The 17,059-nt window shown below is 65.8% G+C and carries 13 protein-coding genes and 1 pseudogene; 9 read left to right on the forward strand and 5 right to left on the reverse strand.

The window, feature by feature from the left end; all coding sequences use genetic code 11:
• Positions 1 to 369 precede the first annotated feature (369 nt).
• The 3 genes from GSF22_RS35615 to GSF22_RS07460 all read left to right on the forward strand — a co-directional run bounded on the left by GSF22_RS35615 (position 370) and on the right by GSF22_RS07460 (position 12,411).
• Positions 370 to 4,866 carry a LamG-like jellyroll fold domain-containing protein gene (locus GSF22_RS35615; protein WP_208812200.1) on the forward strand — a complete coding sequence of 1,499 codons (4,497 nt, stop codon included), beginning with the start codon at positions 370 to 372 and terminating at the stop codon, positions 4,864 to 4,866.
• Positions 4,863 to 11,774 carry a polymorphic toxin-type HINT domain-containing protein gene (locus tag GSF22_RS36105; RefSeq protein ID WP_208812202.1) on the forward strand — a complete coding sequence of 2,304 codons (6,912 nt, stop codon included), beginning with the start codon at positions 4,863 to 4,865 and terminating at the stop codon, positions 11,772 to 11,774. Before GSF22_RS35615 ends, GSF22_RS36105 begins: the two co-directional genes overlap by 4 nt.
• 232 nt (positions 11,775 to 12,006) lie before the next feature.
• Positions 12,007 to 12,411 carry a hypothetical protein gene (locus tag GSF22_RS07460; RefSeq protein ID WP_208812204.1) on the forward strand — a complete coding sequence of 135 codons (405 nt, stop codon included), beginning with the start codon at positions 12,007 to 12,009 and terminating at the stop codon, positions 12,409 to 12,411.
• 98 nt (positions 12,412 to 12,509) lie between these two features.
• Here GSF22_RS07460 and GSF22_RS07465 read toward each other — a convergent pair whose 3' ends face one another.
• The 3 genes from GSF22_RS07465 to GSF22_RS07475 form a co-directional block, all read right to left on the reverse strand.
• Positions 12,510 to 12,770: a hypothetical protein gene (locus GSF22_RS07465; protein WP_208812206.1), complete on the reverse strand. Its 261-nt coding sequence runs from the start codon at positions 12,768 to 12,770 to the stop codon at positions 12,510 to 12,512.
• 445 nt (positions 12,771 to 13,215) lie between these two features.
• Positions 13,216 to 13,416, reverse strand: coding sequence for a DUF397 domain-containing protein (locus tag GSF22_RS07470; protein ID WP_208812208.1), 201 nt, complete (start codon positions 13,414 to 13,416; stop codon positions 13,216 to 13,218).
• Positions 13,417 to 13,439: 23 nt separating this feature from the next.
• Entirely contained in the window at positions 13,440 to 14,294 is an 855-nt protein-coding gene (locus tag GSF22_RS07475; RefSeq protein WP_208812210.1) for a helix-turn-helix domain-containing protein, read from the reverse strand.
• Between the two features lie 164 nt (positions 14,295 to 14,458).
• Here GSF22_RS07475 and GSF22_RS07480 point away from each other — a divergent pair, with 164 nt between their 5' ends.
• Genes GSF22_RS07480 through GSF22_RS07495 form a run of 4 tightly spaced genes read left to right on the forward strand, consistent with a single transcriptional unit; the run spans position 14,459 to position 15,944 of the window.
• On the forward strand, positions 14,459 to 14,668 hold the full coding sequence (locus GSF22_RS07480) for a hypothetical protein (protein ID WP_208812212.1): 210 nt from the start codon (positions 14,459 to 14,461) through the stop codon (positions 14,666 to 14,668).
• Positions 14,665 to 14,883, forward strand: a complete 219-nt coding sequence (locus GSF22_RS07485) for a hypothetical protein (RefSeq protein WP_208812215.1) — start codon at positions 14,665 to 14,667, stop codon at positions 14,881 to 14,883. Before GSF22_RS07480 ends, GSF22_RS07485 begins: the two co-directional genes overlap by 4 nt.
• Positions 14,880 to 15,134 carry a hypothetical protein gene (locus GSF22_RS07490; protein WP_208812217.1) on the forward strand — a complete coding sequence of 85 codons (255 nt, stop codon included), beginning with the start codon at positions 14,880 to 14,882 and terminating at the stop codon, positions 15,132 to 15,134. Before GSF22_RS07485 ends, GSF22_RS07490 begins: the two co-directional genes overlap by 4 nt.
• Positions 15,135 to 15,173: 39 nt before the next feature.
• Positions 15,174 to 15,944, forward strand: a complete 771-nt coding sequence (locus GSF22_RS07495) for a hypothetical protein (protein ID WP_208812219.1) — start codon at positions 15,174 to 15,176, stop codon at positions 15,942 to 15,944.
• 31 nt (positions 15,945 to 15,975) lie between these two features.
• On the opposite strand, the pseudogene GSF22_RS07500 reads toward GSF22_RS07495, so the two are convergent.
• Positions 15,976 to 16,071: pseudogene (locus tag GSF22_RS07500) on the reverse strand (helix-turn-helix domain-containing protein); the annotation flags it as partial.
• Positions 16,072 to 16,111: 40 nt separating this feature from the next.
• Between GSF22_RS07500 and GSF22_RS07505 the strand changes: the two are divergent.
• Positions 16,112 to 16,411, forward strand: a complete 300-nt coding sequence (locus GSF22_RS07505) for a type II toxin-antitoxin system Phd/YefM family antitoxin (protein WP_208812221.1) — start codon at positions 16,112 to 16,114, stop codon at positions 16,409 to 16,411.
• A complete protein-coding gene (locus tag GSF22_RS07510) occupies positions 16,408 to 16,650 on the forward strand; it encodes a type II toxin-antitoxin system RelE family toxin (protein ID WP_208812223.1) in 243 nt (80 codons plus the stop codon). The genes GSF22_RS07505 and GSF22_RS07510 overlap by 4 nt, the downstream gene beginning before the upstream one ends.
• 11 nt (positions 16,651 to 16,661) lie before the next feature.
• Here the strand turns inward: GSF22_RS07510 and GSF22_RS07515 are convergent, their stop codons facing one another.
• Positions 16,662 to 16,928, reverse strand: coding sequence for a helix-turn-helix domain-containing protein (locus GSF22_RS07515; RefSeq protein ID WP_208812225.1), 267 nt, complete (start codon positions 16,926 to 16,928; stop codon positions 16,662 to 16,664).
• Positions 16,929 to 17,059 lie beyond the last annotated feature (131 nt).

Here is a 17,059-nt window from a genome sequence, read left to right on the forward strand (position 1 = left end):
GTGCGACCCGTCAGCAGGAGAGACCGTCCGAGGCGTGGTGGATCTGGTCCAGGCAGTGGGACGCTGGGTGGCGAACCAGTTACATCTTTGTGTTATCTGGGTCACAGGCAAGCGATCGATCCTGGGCTCTCGGATGCTCCGAATCGGGTGACCGTTGGTGATCTTGCCTGCTCGGCGGCTTGACCTGCGATTCGTTGCCATGGGTCAACTTCTTGTGACATTCAGTTCATAGAGAACTGCGCCCAAAAGTCAAGAGCAGCGCCAGGGGTCGATGTCGGGATAGCGTCCCGACTCGTTTGCTCAGTTCCCCGTGGGAGGCTCCCGTTGCTGCACCGTGTCCGTACCCTTCTGGCGCCCCGTACGGGCCGGGTGGCAGGAGCCCCGCCACCCCGGGGTACCCCGCCCCGGCTGCTGGCCAGCGTCACCATGACGGCCGTTGTGGCGGCAGCAGGCACCCTGGCCGTGCTGGCACCGGTCGGTACGCCGGCAGCGGCGGCGACGCCGACCTGTGAGCCCGTCAAGCAGTCCGAGGTGGACGCCCTGGCGACCGCTGCCGCCTGTGAGCAGCCGGTGGTGGTGGGCGCGTCGCGGTCGGAGTACGTGCAGGTGGTGGCCCAGCCGGACGGCCGGTTGACGTTCCACTCGGCGGTGGTGCCGCAACGTACCCGCAAGCCGGACAACTCCTGGGCGGACATCAACCTGACCCTCCAGGCCGGTGGCGACGGCCGGCTGCGCCCGGTGGCCTCGGTTGCCGACGTTTCCTTCTCCGGCGGTGGCACCGGCCCGATGGTGACCCTGCAACGATCCGGCAGGTCGTTGCAGCTCACCTGGCCCGGCACGCTGCCCGCCCCGGTGCTGTCCGGTGACGCGGCCACGTACCCGTCGGTGCTGCCCGATGTGGACCTGGTGGTACGTGCCACGCACACCGGGTTCACGCACGTCCTGGTAGTCAAGACCCCCACGGCGGCCGACAACCCGGCGGTCCGCACCATCTCGTTCAGCGTGAGTGGCGACGCCAGCCTGCTGCGGCGCACGGACGGGTCGCTTCAGGCCCGCGCCGGGACGACCGTCGTCGCCGAGGCGCAGCCGGCGCTGATGTGGGATTCCTCGGTCCCCACCGGTGGCGGCACCGAAGCGGCCCGTTCGACGGCGTTCGAGCCGGGCGACGGCGTGCAGACCGCGAAGGTGGAGACCCGGGTCGCCGGTGACGGTGACCTGGAGCTGGTACCCGACGCCACCATGCTCGACGCGCCGAGCGTCACCTACCCGGTCTACGTCGACCCGTCCTGGTCGGTGCAGAAGTCCAAGTGGGCGTACGCCACCAACACCAACTGCTCGAACCCCGACTACACCGTGGCCCGGGTCGGGCTCAGCCCCGAGGGGCCCTGCGACGGGGACCTGTTCCGGTCGTTCTTCGAGTTCCCGACCACCGGCCCGTCCGGCTCGCTTGCCGGGAAGCACATCGAGTCGGCGTACGTGCAGATGAAGCTCGACCACTCCTACTCCTGCACCGACACCCCGGTCAGCATGTACCTCACCTCGGTCATCGACCACACGATGAAGGCGTCGTGGAACGGTATGAACCTGAAGACCCGGCTGGCGACCGCGTCCGGGCACGCCAACGAGGGCACCGGCTGCGTGGACTCCCCACAGCCGGACATGTTCATCAACTGGACCGGCTCGACGGTCACCACGCAGGTGCAGACCGCGGCGACCAACAACTGGACCACCATCACGGTCGGCTTCACCGCCCACGACTCGACCGGCAGCGGGGAGAGCACCGGCAACCGCTGGAAGAAGTTCTTCCCGCAGAACGCGGCCATGGTCGTCGACTACGACTCCAAGCCCGGTAAGCCGACCGGCCTCCAGGTTGCGGGAGTGGCGTGCGTCTCCGGTACCTCGATTGCGATCGGCACCCTCACGCCGACCTTTTCGGCGGTCTACCCGGACGCTGACACCGGCCAGACCCTGACCGGGACCTACGAGTGGATCGAGGTGCCGACGGTCGGCGGAATGAGCGCCGTGACCACCACCTACCCGACCCGCAAGACCGCACCACCGACCGCGCCGGCCAGCGCGAACGGTCGGGCGACCACTGCAGCCGTCGCCGTGACCGACCAGATCAAATATGCGTTCCGGGTGACGACCGTGGACCCCGCTCCCTACAGCCAGTGGAGCGGATGGTCGATCTGGTGCGAGTTCCGGGTGGACATGGCCGCGCCAGCCGCGCCGACCGTGACACCTGGGCCGGTGGCCGGCCCCGGGGAGCCGATCACCTTCGATATCAGCACCGGCGAGCAGGATGTCACCAAGTTCCGGTACAGCTGGACCGGTCCGCCCGCCCCTCTGCAGAATCCCCACCTCCATCCCGGAGATGGATTGGGCGGGTTCGACGCCCAATCGACCGAGGTTCAGCGGAACTGGGAGACCGACGGGACGGTCTTCAGCCCCGGGGATCTGTCCGGAGACGGTAAGCCCGATGTGGTGTTCCGTCGGGAGGGCAATGCGAGTCTCTACATCGCCAAGGGGAACGGCACCGGCGGCTTCCTCGGCACTCCGGAACTACTCGACGCGGGCAACTGGGCCAACAGCCAGTTCCTGTTCACGCCGGGTGACTTCAGCGGTGACGGTCGTCCAGACATGCTCTACCGGGAGAAGACGAACAACAACCTCTACATGCGTCGCGGTACCGCCGCTGGCGGTCTGGAACAACTGTCGGTGCAGATCGGCACGAACTGGTCGGCGTTCAACTGGTTCTTCTCGCCGGGTGACTTTAGTGGCGACGGTAAGGCGGACGTTCTGGTCCGCAAGTCGGACGGAACGCTCAACATGTACCGGGGCAACGGCACCGGTGGCTGGGTAACCGGGTCGCTTGAGGTGCTCGACGCTGTTACCAACTACAACGGAAGTGCCCTGTTCGCGCGGGGGGACTTCTCCGGTGACGGCAAGGCTGACATCCTCTACCGCTCGGACAGCACCGGTGAGGTCCGGTTGCGGCGCGGGAACGGGACTGGTGGTTGGCTCGACAGTTCGGGTGTGCTCAAGGGAACCGTTCCCACCAGTGGGGCGATCTTCCTGCCCGGGGACTTCTCCGGAGACGGTAAGCCCGACCTGCTCACCACCATTGCGCAGCCGCCGAGCTTCGGCGAGTTGACCGCTGTCGGCACCACGACCAAGACCGCGACCGTCTCGCTCACGCCGTACAGCTACGGCACGAACATCCTGCACGTCAGGGCCATCGACGCGACCGGCAACCCGGGCAACGACGCATCCGTTCGGGTCATCGTGCAGCAGCACGCGAAGCCCGTCGCGCACTGGCTGCTGGAGAGTGTGCCCGGGCGGTCGGAGGCTGACGCCCTGCTTGACGAACGTGCGGCGTCCGGCGACAGCGACGGGGCCGGACCCATCGTCAACAACACTCCGCTGACGGGGACTAACCTCACCTGGGTCACTGACAGTCGCCTGATCGGTGGCAAGACCCCGGTCCTGAACGGCTCCTCGGCCCAACTGGCGACGCAAGGGCCGGTGGTGGACACGACGGACTCCTTCGGTGTGTCCGCCTGGGTGCAACTCGCCGCCGTGCCGACAGCCGACATGGCGCTGCTGACCCAGCAGGGCAGTGACGCAGCCGGGTTCGAACTGGGTGTCCGGCGATCCGGGTCACCGCTGAAGTCGTACTGGGCGTTCGGAATGCGCGACACGCAGGCGGAGAGCAGTACTTTGCGGTCGGCGACGGCCAGCAAGGAGATCGTCGTGGGCGATGTCGGCCGGTGGATCAATGTCGCCGGCACGTTCGACAAGCTCAGCGGGACGATCCGGCTCTTCGTGAACGGCGTCATGGTCCAGGAGACCACCCGTCCGGCGGCGGCATGGCAGGCGTCCGGGCCGTTCGTCGTCGGCCGTGGCTACGGCGGTGGCGCGGCCACGAGATGGTGGACCGGTTCTGTGGCCGGTGTGCAGGTGTTCGAACGGGTGCTGGTCGAGGGCGACTTCACCGGCAAGCAGGCTGTCGGCACGGATGAGATCAACGATCCGGGCATCATGACCGCCACCGAGGTCGGTCGCTGGGACTTCACCGCAGCCGGACCGTGCGTCATCCAGGACCACGCCAGCTTCTGCCCCGGTACACAGGACGGCACTCTGTTCGACCGTTGGCTTGCCCTACAGCGTGGCGCGGCCGTCGTCAGCGGACGTGACGGGAACAGTCTGCACCTGGACAACCAGTTCTTCCCGGAGGAAGGCGGGGACCCTAATCCCACCGAGGAATGGGGCCGTTCGGCGGTGCCGGCCGGGACCTACACGGGTACGGACGGCGAGCCGTACACCACCTGGCAACCCACTCCGGTGCTGCGTACCGACCAGTCCTTCACACTGTCGGTGTGGGTGCAGTTGAGCGACACCACCAGGGAACAGACGATTCTTGCCCAGGACAACACTGTCAGTAGTCCGCAGGGCAGCGGCTTCTACCTCTCCTACTCGCCGGCAGGCGGTGGAGCGTGGAAGTTCCGGATCCGGCAGAGCGCCGCCAGCACCGACCCCGCGCAGGACAGCGTGGTCACCGTGCCGGCGGAGAACGTGTCGGAGACCTGGCACCACGTGGTTGCGGTTGTCGATATCACCAAGGAGCAGATGCGCCTCTATGTCAACGGGGACCGGGATCCGGAAACCGACTCTGCTCTCCACGGGCAGTGGAGCCCTTGGCAGGCGGCGGGGGCGTTGACGGTCGGCCGTGGCCGCACCGATGCCCCCGGCGGAGATTTCATGTTCGGAATGCTGGACGACATCAGTGTCTTCCAGGGCGCGATGAACGACGTGGACGTCAAGAGCCTGTATGACGCGCAGGCAATCGTGGTGGGAGGGCTGTGAAGGTGGCAGGTAGATTCGGTGCCGGCGGTCGCCTGTCGACCGGCGGCAGGTCCCGCAGTGCGGGCAGATCGGCACGCCTGACGACGATCGGCGTTGCCGGGCTGCTTCTCGGCGGGCTGCTGGTGGCTACGCCCGATCGGGCGGTGGCCGAGCCGGAGCAGCCGTCGTTGCAGGTCGACAAGGTCAACCCGCACGGCGTCCGGGTGAGTGGCAAACCGTGGCCGTACACGCCGCAGAAGCACGTGCCGGCACCTGCCCCGAAGTGGCCAGCGCCGGTCACCGCCCGCGTGACGTTGCCGGCGCAGGGCTCCCGCAGCGACCCGGCGAAGGCAGGTTCCCTCCCGGTTCTCGTCGAACCGTCGACCGGCCGCACTGGTGCGGATATCACCGCTGTCACCGTGCAACTGCTGGACAAGGCCACTACACCGAACGGGTGGCGGAACGGCCTGATCCTGCGGGTCGGCACACCGCAGGACGCCCCACGGTCCGGCACGGTGCGAGTGGCCGTCGACTACGACGACTTCCGGTACGCCTACGGCGGCGACTGGGCGTCGCGTCTACGCCTCTGGCAGATTCCGCCCTGCGCTTTGCAGGACCAGGCCGCATCGACCTGCGCTGCCATCCCCCTGCACTCCGTCAACGACACCACGACCGGCACAGTGACCGCTGAGGTGCCGGTGACGCCGGTCGGAGGGCCGGGCACCCCCACCACCGAGGCCCAGATCATCGGTGATGAGCCGACGCCGATGCCGGGTGGCACGCTTGTCGCCCTGACCGCCTCGGCGTCGGGACCAGGAGGTGACTTCGGCGCCACTCCCATGCTGCCGTCGGCAACCTGGTCGTCGGGCGGATCGACAGGTGACTTCTCCTGGTCGTACCCGATGCGGATGCCGCCGTCGGTCGGCGGGTCCGCGCCCTCGGTCGGCCTGTCCTACTCGTCGTCCAGCGTCGACGGCCGCTCGGAGGTGACCAACAACCAACCGTCGTGGATCGGCGAGGGGTTCGAGTACTGGCCCGGGTACATCGAGCGCCAGTACGTGCCGTGCAGCGAGGACATGACCGGCACACACAACAACACCAACGAGACGCCCGACCTGTGCTGGCGGTCCGATAACGCCACGATGAGTCTCAATGGCCGTGGATCCGAGCTGATCTTCGAGACGGGTAAGGGCTGGCACGCCCGCAACGAAGACGGCTCGCGGATCGAGAAACTGACCGGCGCGTCGAACGGCGACAACAACGGCGAGCACTGGAAGGTGACCGGCGCCGACGGCACCCAGTACTTCTTTGGCCTGCACAGCCTGCCGGGCCAGACGTCGACGACGAACTCGGCGTGGACCGTCCCGGTCGCCGGTAACCACACCGGTGAGCCCTGCCGGCAGACCACGTTCGTCGACTCGTTCTGCGCTCAGGTCTGGCGATGGAACCTCGACTACGTCGTAGACGTCCGGGGCAACACGATCTCGTACTGGTACACCCCGGAGACCAACAAGTACGCCCGTAACGTCACGGACACCGATGAGGTGTCCTACACCCGGGGCGGCGTCCTCGACCGGATCGACTACGGCACCTGGGACCGAGGCTCTTCCGACCGCTCGGTGACGGCGCTCGCCCAGGTCATCTTCGCCACCGGGAACCGGTGTGTCACCAGTTCCTGCGGCACCCACAACGCGACCAACTGGCCCGACACCCCCTGGGACCAGGAGTGCACCGGTACGTCCTGCCCGGGAAACTACGCGCCGACCTTCTGGAGCACCAAGCGGCTCGCGAAGATCACCACCCGGGTCTGGGACACCACCAAGACCACCCCGGCCTGGCAGGAGGTGGACTCGTGGACCCTCACCCACTCCTTCCCACCACCCGGTGACGGCAGCCTGCACGCGGGCCTGTGGCTGGAGAAGATCGAACATGCCGGGCTGGTCGGCACGCCGGTCACCCTGCCGCCGACGACGTTCACGCCGACATCCATGCCGAACCGGGTGCTCACCGACACCCTGACCACCAGCAACTGGCAGCGGATCGACTACATCACCACCGACACTGGCCTGAAGATCGACATCGAGTACAGCCTGCCGGAGTGCACGGAAAACAACCTGCCCTCGGCGGCGCACACCAACGACAAGCGCTGCTACCCGGTCAAGGTGATCGACCCCAACGACCCGCAGGGCGAGAACCTGATCCTTGAGTGGTGGCACAAGTATCGGGTCGAGGCGATCTCGGAATCCGACGTCCAACTGTCCGGCGGGCACCAGGCACCGCCGAAGTTCACCTACTACCAGTACGTGGGCGCGCCGGCTTGGCACTATGCCGACGACGACGGGCTGACCAAGCCGGACCGTAAGACCTGGAACCAGTTCCGCGGCTATGCCACCGTCCGGACCCGGGTCGGTGACGTCCCCGGAGCCCAGACGCTCACCGAGACGCGGTACCTGCGAGGAATGCACGGCGACCGTCTGAACCCAACCGGTGGCACCCGTACCGTGACCGTCCCCGCCTCCATCGGATCGGAGACGGTATACGACGAGGACCAGTTCGCCGGTATGGTCCGCGAACAGGTCGTCTACAACGGCACCGACACCAAACCCGTGTCGAAGACCGTCTACGTGCCGTGGCGGTCCTCGGAGACCGCGTCACGCACCATCAACGGCGACACCGTCACCGCCCGCTTCACCGATACGAAGATCACCTACTCCGCCACCGCCCTCGGCGTCGATGCCGACCGGGGCTGGCGCACCGCCCGTGCCGAGTCCTGGTTCTCCGACACCTACGGCACTCTGGACCAGGCGCAGCAAGACGGTGACCTCGCCCATACGGGCGACGAGAAGTGCACCACCCACATCTACAACCGCAACCTCACCGCGAACCTGATCAAGACCGTCAAGCAGACCACCACCACCGCGCTGACCTGCGGTACCGCACCCAGCAGCACCGACCACATCATCTCCGACACCCGTCACTACTACGACGGGGCGACCAGCCCGGACACCGCACCTACATACGGGTCGGTGACCAAGGTCGAACAGCTCAAGGACTGGAGTCAGGCGGGCGGGACGGTCTGGCAGCCCGCCGGCCAGTCGACCTTCGACGCCTTCGGTCGACCGGATTCCGTCACCGACGCCAAGGGCAACGTCGTCACCACGACCTACACCCCCGCGAGCGGGGGACCGGTCACCAAGGTGACCACCACCCGCGGTGCTCCGTACAACTGGGTCACCAGCGCCGACATGAATCCGTACTGGGGCTCGACGACCAAGACCACCGACCAGAACCTGAAGACCGCCGAAGTCGCCTACGACGCGCTGGGCCGAGTGTGGCGCACCTGGAGCGCCGTGTGGGGCAGAACCAACCACGAGTCGACCCCCTCGGCGGAGTACACCTACACCCTCGCCCCCAACCGGGACGCCTACCCCTACACCACCGCCCGGACCCTCCACGAGGGCGGCGAATACCGGACCACCTACCACATCTTCGACTCGCTGCTACGGCCCCGACAGACCCAGACCGCCTCCTTCAAGACCGGCGGAACGATCGTTACCGACACCGTCTACGACAAGCTCGGCCGTGCCGAGTACACCTACAAGCCGTACCTGAAGGCGAGCACGCCGTCAGGAACGCTGTGGTGGGTCCCGCAGTGGTCCGTGCGGGCCATGACGAAGACCGTCTACGACAACGCCAACCGATCCACGGCGCAGATCCTGCTGGCGGGTGACGGCATTTCCGTCGTACAGGAGAAGTGGCGCACGACCACCGCCTACGAAGGGGACCTCACCCGGGTCACCCCACCAGCCGGAGCGACTGCCACCACCACCCTGAACGACATCCAGGGCCGCACGACCGATTTGCGCCAGCACACCACGACCCAGGGCGTCACCGGGCCGTACCAGTCGACCCACTACACCTACAACTCCAAAGACCAGTTGGTGAAGGTCGCCGACCACGTCGGCAACGAGTGGACCTACACCTTCGACGTCAAGGGTCGCCAGATCCAACTCACCGACCCGGACAAGGGCGCCACCACCAACCAGTACAACGACTTCAACGAGCTGGTAAAGACCACCGACGCCCGTGGCGAAGCGCTCTGGTACGTCTACGACGCTCTCGGCCGCAAGACCGAGCTGCGCGACGACTCGGCAACCGGAGCGCTGCGGGCGCAGTGGAAGTACGACAGGTACGCCAACGGACTCTCCAGCGGCGCCAAGGGTCAACTGACCGAGGCGTACCGATACGAGCCTCCCGGTTCGACCAACATCTACAAGCGGCAGATCGGCGGCTTCACCGCCGACTACCAGCCCACCACGGTCACCTACAACATCCCGGCGGTGGAAGGCACCGGCATCACCGGCCAGTATGGAGTTGGATACTCCTACTCGCCCTACACCGGCGTTCCGGACGGCATGGTCTTTGGCTCTGCTGGAGGACTGACGAGCGAAACGGTCGACACTGTCTTTGGCCAGACAACTGGCCTGCCCATCCGCCTGACGACCACCGTCGGGGGCACCTACGTCACCAATCAGATCTATACCGACTACGGCGAATTGAACGTCTCCATTCGTGACACCGACACCAACGGATACGTCAACGAGGAGTTCTCCTACGACGAGGTCACCCGACGCATCAAGCAGGTCGTGGTGGACTCGGAAAGCTCTCCCGGACCGATCTCCGACCGCACCTACACCTACGGCCACTCCGGTGACATCACCTCCATCACCGAGTCCCCCCAAGGCAGCGTGGCGGACACCCAGTGCTTCCGCCAGGACGCACTCAGGCGACTGACCAGCGCCTGGACCCCGAAGGCCGGAGTCGACTGCGCAGCCGCCCCGACCGTCGCCAACCTCGGTGGACCGGCACCCTACTGGTTGGACTGGACCTTCGACGCGGTGGGCAACCGCACCCAGGAGGTCAGCCACGCCACCGGCGGTGACACCACCCGTGACTACACCGTTCCCACCGGCGGCCCCGGTGTGGTCCGGCCCCACGCCGTTACCCAGGTGACCACCACCGCCCCCGGGCAGTCACCTGTCGTCACCCGATACGGGTACGACGCCACCGGCAACACCACCTGCCGCCCGACCGGGGCAGCAGCCAACACCTGCCCACCCGGCACCAACTCCCAGAACCTGAGCTGGAACGCCGAAGGCAGCCTCGACACCATCTCGGGCGACGCACCATCGGCCGGTAGCAACATCTACGACGCCGACGGTAACCGGCTGATCCGCCGCGACGCGACCGGAACCACCCTCTACCTGCCCGGCCAGGAAATCCGGCGTGACAACAGCTCCATCGTTACCGCCACCCGCTACTACTCCTTCAACGGCACGCTCATCGCCTCGCGTACCCCCAGCGGCCTGAACTGGTTGTTCACCGACCACCAAGGCACCCAGCACACGAGCGTTGACGTGCCCACCCAAGCAGTCACCAACCGTCGCCAAACTCCGTTCGGCAACCCGCGCGGATTCCAACCCGTGTGGGCCAACCCGAAGGGCTTCGTCGGGGGCGACATCGATCCGACCGGCCTGACGCACCTCGGCGCACGCGAATACGACCCTGGCCTCGGACGCTTCATCAGCGTCGACCCGATCCAGGACCTGACCGACCCGCAACAGTGGCACGGATACTCGTACGCCAACAACTCGCCGGTCAGTATGAGCGACCCGAGTGGACTCATCCCCGCAGACTGTCTCGACTTTGTCGACTGCTACGGCTACGACCCCAGCTATGACGGCGGATGCCCGTACGGCTGCGGCACGGACGAAAACCAGGAATGGGGCGAAAGTCAAGGCAAGACAAGCAGCAAGCCCAACACAAGCAACGACACTCGGATCCTCGGGCACATCATCAGGGTCCCCGACGATGTCGACATCGTCGAATTCACCAGACGTTGGTACGCCAAAGTTGGGGCGAAAATCGAGCCCTACTTCAGTCACGAACTGCTGCTACTGGACGAACGAATCCTCGCCATGGAGATCTGCGACGATATGGGTCGACCTGGCTCATGTCAGCAGTGGGTAGAGCAACTCTACGAGGGTTACATTGATTTTCTGTCGGTAAACCTGGCGGACCTGGAGTCGCCACTTGGTGGCCCAGCCGCACCGCTCGGCCCGATTCGTGCCAAGAGCGGCACGGGGTCAAGGTCCTCAGGTGGTGGAGCATGCAGCTTCAGCGGTGACACTGGAGTCCTCATGGCAGACGGCACGACCAAGCCTATCAGCGAGGTACGCGTCGGTGACCTCGTCCTGGCCGTCGACCCCGAGACCGGCGAACGCGGTCCGCGCAAGGTAACCAACATCTGGATCCATCAAGACGCCCTCAAGACGCTCGACGTCGAAGGTGGTGCCCTCACCACCACCGAGGACCATCCGTTCTGGAATGTGACCCATCGCAGTTGGGACCGCGCGGACGAACTCGACCGGGGTGACCGCCTGCTCACCCCATCCGGCGTCACGGTCGAGGTCCAGGGCACGCTGACCGACCCAGCCCACGTCGGCCGCGCCTACAACCTCACCGTTCATGGTATTCACACGTACTACGTCCTGGCTGGCGAAAATTCCGTACTCGTTCACAATAGCAACGGATGTCGAACGTTCGGATCTCAGTCGCCCACTGGTCGATTGGATGTTCCCGACACGCAGGGTGTTTACGTCATCAAAATGAATGACGGAATGGTGTATGTTGGATCTGCCACTAAGAAGAACACCATCCACCGAAGAATTCATCGAGCTTTCAGTGATAGCAAGCATGCCGTGAAGAGCGCCGGATACAAGCCTTCCGATGTTCGGGAATTGGACTGGATTGAGATGCCGGGCGGCGGTGAGAAGCTCATATATCAGCAAGAGCAAAGCTTGATTAACTATTATGGTGGGATTGGTGGGGGGGTGCTTTTGAATCGAGTAAATGCGCCGGCGCCGTAAGGGCTATCGGTGCAGTGACGGCTAGCTTTGGACTAATCAATCAAGGTGCGGATAGATCTCCTTGCTGGTTGGTTCCAGATGGCGAATGGGCGCGGCGCGCTGTCGGTGGCGTTACTTGGGTGATGTCACGGACAGCGCGTGCAAGCCGGTGAGGTAGGCTGCTGGAAGTTGCAGGGTTTGAAACCGTCGACGAAGCAAGCTCATCGCCACGGCTGCATGATAGGATTTTCTCATGGCTGTAAGACCATCTGAATACTGGCGCCACGAAATTGCGGAAGAAGCTCGTGCGGTTGCTGATGGAACGATTACTCTCGACTGCACCTCGTTTCTGGGCGTTTATTCCGAAGGCTTTCTAGAGGCTGTTGATGCGGCTCTGGCGGATTTTGAAGTCGAAATACGGCAGCTGGGGGCAGCCGCGTCAGATGCGCAAATTCTCGCCGCCATTGAAAGGGTCGTTCTAGCACTAAACAGCGTGAGTCAGGGTGTGGCAGGCGGCGTTATCGACACCGATGAGCGAGAGCAGTTGTGCCTATTCATAGATGAAGTGATGACTGAGAATGGAATCGAAGTTGGCGAGTTGGCGGCCCGTCATGGTGTGAGCCGTTATGCGATCACTGATAGGTGGCGTCGGTGGTGAACGGTTTTCTCTGTGAATTCGAGGGCCGCGTCGGAGGTCCAGACAGGTAGTCCATCCGGGCGCATCGTCGCCTGGATGTTCGCGCCGAAGTCGAGGTGTTACCCGGAGTGCCAGGCGTCGATCGTCTCGCCTTTCACGCTCACGGTGGTCTCAGCGAGGCGGTCGGTGTTGAGCAGCTTCCCGTCGAGGGTCACGTGGGACCAGTCGTCAACGGCGACCCGGGCCAGGGCGTCGTGTAGTGTGGGCGTCTGTGCCGCCAGGACGCGTACGGCTTCGGCGACGTGCCGGTAGGCGGTGGCCCTGGACACTCCGAATCCGGCCCCGAGGGTGGTCTTGTCTTCGCCCTTGTGGAACCACATCAGGACGAGCAGTGCCTAGTGGAAGCAGGTCAGAGCGCGGGTACCGGGTCGGGTGCCGATCGCGCGAAGCTCGGCGCGTAGCAGCCGCGCCACGTGCTGTACGAGTTCCCTGGGGACGGGACATCGAGGATGGCACAATAGGCAATCACGTGGGGTCCTTCTTGGTAGATCAGATTCCGTCGCAGACCTGTCTACCGGGGTCCCACGTCCTGTCTCTACGCGGTTCGTTATGCACGCGATGCCCGTGTCATCCTGAACTAGACCCGGATCCTTGCTGAGATCACCTCAATGAGCGGGGAATTCGTTTAATTGACATGTGGGGATGGACGTTGTCCTTGCTCTCCTGGTGGCTCTTAATTGAATTTGATGGCCTCGTCGAGATTTCGGCGAGGCCATCAACGGAATTGGCAAGCGCTTGTATTTTAAGCTCTGAGCTGAGAGGGATTCATTGCGCGGTTTGCCTTAGTTTGCGTTCGCGTTCTGCAATGAAGGTATTCCAGGCAGGTGGAGTTAAGGTGAGTGTGGGGCCGGAGGGGTCTTTGGAGTCGCGTACCTCGACCATGCCGTTGACGTAGCGGACTTCGACGCATGAGCCTTCGATGTTGCTGCGACTGGATTTGCGCCAGGTGTTGTCGAGTGGCCGCATGGGGTGGCTCCTTCTCGGAGGGGTCAGGCGAGCCCCGCAGCCACCTCCTTGATCAGGCTCGTGGACCTGGCAGGGCTGAGGGCGGCGGCGCGGAGGTTGTTGAACACCACGTTATACCGCCGTACATCAGTCCCTTCGACGAAGATTCCGCCGGTCAACAGCTCGACGTAGACGGCGTCGGGGCCAGCTCCCTCATCGAACTCCATGACGGTGAAGTTCGTTGGTGGGGCGGGACTGGTGGTGTCGCCGAGCGGCAGGACCTGCAACTTCACCGAGGGAAGCCGGGTGACCTCGATCAGCCGCTCGTACTGCGCTGCCATGATCTCTGAACCGCCGACGATCCGGCGAAGTGCTGCCTCGTCGAGGATGACCCAGAGCCGTAGCCGACCCAGCAGGGACTGTCGTTCCATACGCACGGCGACTTTGCTGTCGATGGTGGCCGCCGACATGGCCGGCTCGGGTGCCTGGGCGGCGGTGGTCAGCAGGGCGCGGGCGTAGTCCTCGGTCTGGAGCAGGCCGTGCACGGTGGTCGACTCGTACACCCGCAGCTCCGTCGCGGCCGACTCCAGGCCGACGTAGGTCGTGTAGGAATCTGTCAGGGCCTCGGCGTACTGCGACCACCAGGCGCGCTGCTTGCCCTGCCGGGCGAGGGCACAGAGCGCGTCGACCGTCTCCGGGTCGGTGGTGCCGTAGTAGCCGAGCAGTTCGCGTAGCTCCTTGGGCTGGATGCCCTGCCGGCCGCCTTCGATCTTGTAGAGCTTGCTCGGCGATGACCACTCCATTTTGGTGGCCACCTGCTCGCCGGTCATGGCGGCAGCCTTACGAAGTCGGGTCAGCTCCTGGCCCAGCCGGCGGCGGGGAACGGTAGGACTCGTCACGCTGCGCAGTCTTCCCTGATACACAGGCGAATGCAAGCACTGTTCTGATCGGCTTCGCTTCTTGCCTAGTCAAATCGCATATGCGATTCTCGTTACCAAGCGTCGCCGCCTGACAGCAGTAGGTCAACGGGTGGCGAGGATCCCTCGACCGGAGGTGGGTGCGGGTGAACCGGCGGGTGAGCTTCGACGAGTACCTGATCGCCACGGCGTTGACCCTGGCCCGGCGGCACCGGCCGGTCTGGTTCTGGCAGCGTTGGCGGCGGGTCTGCCGCTGCGGCAACGAGTTGCCCTGCCACGCCCGGCACCGCATCCCGATCAACCGGGGTCACTGGCCGCAGCTACCATCCCAGGCGCAATCGGAGTGGCGCCGGTGACCAGCCACGGCCCGGTACTGCCGATCTGGCACTGCGGGGGCTGCGGCGCACCCTGGCCCTGCCGGACCCGCCGCACCGAGCTGCGGGCCGAGTACGACAACGCCCCGGTCTCGCTCGCCCTCTACCTCGGCGCGCAGCTTGTCGTGGCGTCCCAGGATCTGCCGTGGGTGCCGGCCGGGGATCTGCACCGGCGGTTCCTCGGCTGGCTGCGGTGAACCGTCGTGTCCCGGTACCCGGGGATGTGGTCCTGCTCGGCGCGGCGGCGAGCGTGCAGTTCGGCGGCTCGCGCGGGTTGCGGCTGCGGGTCAGCGCCGTCGGCACCGCGCCGACCTATCACGGCTGGTGCTGGCTCACCGGCTACGTTCTCGACGCGGCCGGCGCCGCCGTCGACAGGCGTGAGGTGTACGTCCAGATTGCCGGCCTGCGGATCGTGCCCCGCCCAGCCCGGCAAGCAACACCCCGATGACTTCCGCCGGGTAACCGGCGCCCCGATGACTATCGGGCGGTGACTACCGTGCCGGACGTGACCCGGTGGATGGTGTGGCGGCAGGACGACAACGGCAACCGGTACCCGGTGGGCGGGTACGACGACCGGATCGACGCGCTGGCCCGGGTGCTGGCGCTGGAATCCGGGGTGGTGCACAAGCAGACGTACTGGGTGGACGGGCCGCCCGGCCCCGTGTGCGCCACCAACCGTGACCTCTACGTTCGCCTCGTCGACGCCGGGGAACGGATGACAGACTCCGGTCGTACCCTCGACGGGTTTCTCCGGGCCTGGTGGCTGGTCGCCCGGCCGCTCGCCGGCCGTCGCGAGCTGGACCTGGACACGGTGGCCGCGATGGTCGTCGCCGCCGGGACGGTGCCGCCCCCGCCGCTGCTCACCTCGTGGCGTACCGCAGAGTTCGCCCACGTGGACGAGCCGGCCGACCATGCCGACTGGGAGCGGATCGTGCTCTCCCAGATCGCCGACCTGGCCGACTTCGCCGACCAGGGGCCGTTGGACGAGCATGCCTACTTCGGCGTTGACGCGCCCCGCCCCGCCGGCTGCGTACGCGCCACCGACCGGCGGTGGTACAACTTCGACCCGCGCGGCTACCTGGAGTGCGGGATGGCCGGCGCGCTGGGCGGCTGGGACGAGGCCGACGGGCTGCGTGTGCCGGTACCCGGTCCGGTGCTGCCGTTGCGTCCCGAGCCGGCGCCCGGCGAGCGACCGCTACCCACCCTCACCTGGGCCGACCTTGCCGACCTGGCGATCTGCGGCCAGGAGTACGAGTAATCCCGATCGAATCAGGCGATGGCTGCGATGTCCCGTCGTCGAAGTGGATCGCCTGGTGTAGGCGCACACCGAGGGCGGCGGCATGCCGGCAGAGCACGTCCTGCCCGGAGATCCGGCCCTGCTCGATCTATCGGGACAGCGCGGTACCGCATGGTACGGTTTGCGGTATGACGAGGATTACCCTGCGGGAGTTCCGCGACGGTGCGGGCCGGGTGCTGGAGGGGGTCGAGCGCACCGGGGAACCGGTCGTGATCACCAAGTACGAACGACCCGTGGCTGTCCTGATCGGCATCGACGAGTGGGAGGAGATCGAGGCGTTCCGGGACCGCCGGGACTCCGCGGTGATCGCTCGATCCCGCGCCGAGGGTGAGTTCGTGCCCCTGTCGGCAGCCCTGGAGTCGCTTGGGGTCGACCCTCGTGAGGTGGAAGCGCTGCTGGCTGATCGGGCCGGCGGTCAGGCGGCGTGAAGGTCCAGATCGACCGGGAAGTGCTGGTCTGGCTGCACAAGCAGCCCCGCAACGTGTTCCTGACCGTCCTGAGCGCGATCCTCGGCTTGGTCTCCGACCCTGCGCCGCAGAACTCGACCGAGATGCGTGACGGATCCGGGCGTCGGTTGCGGGTGGGTGACTACCGGGTTCTCTACTGCCTCGACGGCGACGATTTGACTATTCACGCCGTCGGGCATCGCAAGGACGTCTACTCGTGAGTCGCCCCGGTTCAGCGGTCCGGTCCGACCACAGGGGCCGCTGACCAGCCGGCGCGCGACTTCTCCCCATCCTGCTCGACCTGCTGCCCCCGGCCCTTGGTGACACCCGTCCGGTCGGCTCCCTGCTGCTGGGTCAGCCCTCGGGTGCGGCGCAACTCGGCGAGGCGGTGCCCGATCACGGTAGCGAGTAGTTCCTGCTTACCGGCCTCGATGGCGTCCTCTCCGCTGGCGCGTTCGACCTGGGCAGCGCGGATGTCATTCCAGCGTACGTAGCTCATGCCTGCTGGCCCTCCTCGTCGGCGCGTTCCCCCTCCGACCGTTAATTTAACGCTGCGGTCGATCATGAAGTTGTTGTTGCGACACGCCGAAGTGGATGGCAATAACTTCATGATCAACGGAACGGGTGGGT

Origin of the sequence: Micromonospora echinofusca (genome assembly GCF_017614955.1) — a bacterium.
GTDB classification, from domain to species: Bacteria; Actinomycetota; Actinomycetes; order Mycobacteriales; family Micromonosporaceae; genus Micromonospora; species Micromonospora echinofusca_A.

Excerpts from the sequence above, each read along its gene's own strand:
- GSF22_RS07460 (WP_208812204.1), top strand. The coding sequence starts at position 12,007 with ATGGCTGTAAGACCATCTGAATACTGGCGCCACGAAATTGCGGAAGAA.
- GSF22_RS07465 (WP_208812206.1), bottom strand. The coding sequence starts at position 12,770 with ATGTGGTTCCACAAGGGCGAAGACAAGACCACCCTCGGGGCCGGATTC.
- GSF22_RS07470 (WP_208812208.1), bottom strand. The coding sequence starts at position 13,416 with ATGCGGCCACTCGACAACACCTGGCGCAAATCCAGTCGCAGCAACATC.
- GSF22_RS07505 (WP_208812221.1), top strand. The coding sequence starts at position 16,112 with ATGACGAGGATTACCCTGCGGGAGTTCCGCGACGGTGCGGGCCGGGTG.
- GSF22_RS07515 (WP_208812225.1), bottom strand. The coding sequence starts at position 16,928 with ATGAGCTACGTACGCTGGAATGACATCCGCGCTGCCCAGGTCGAACGC.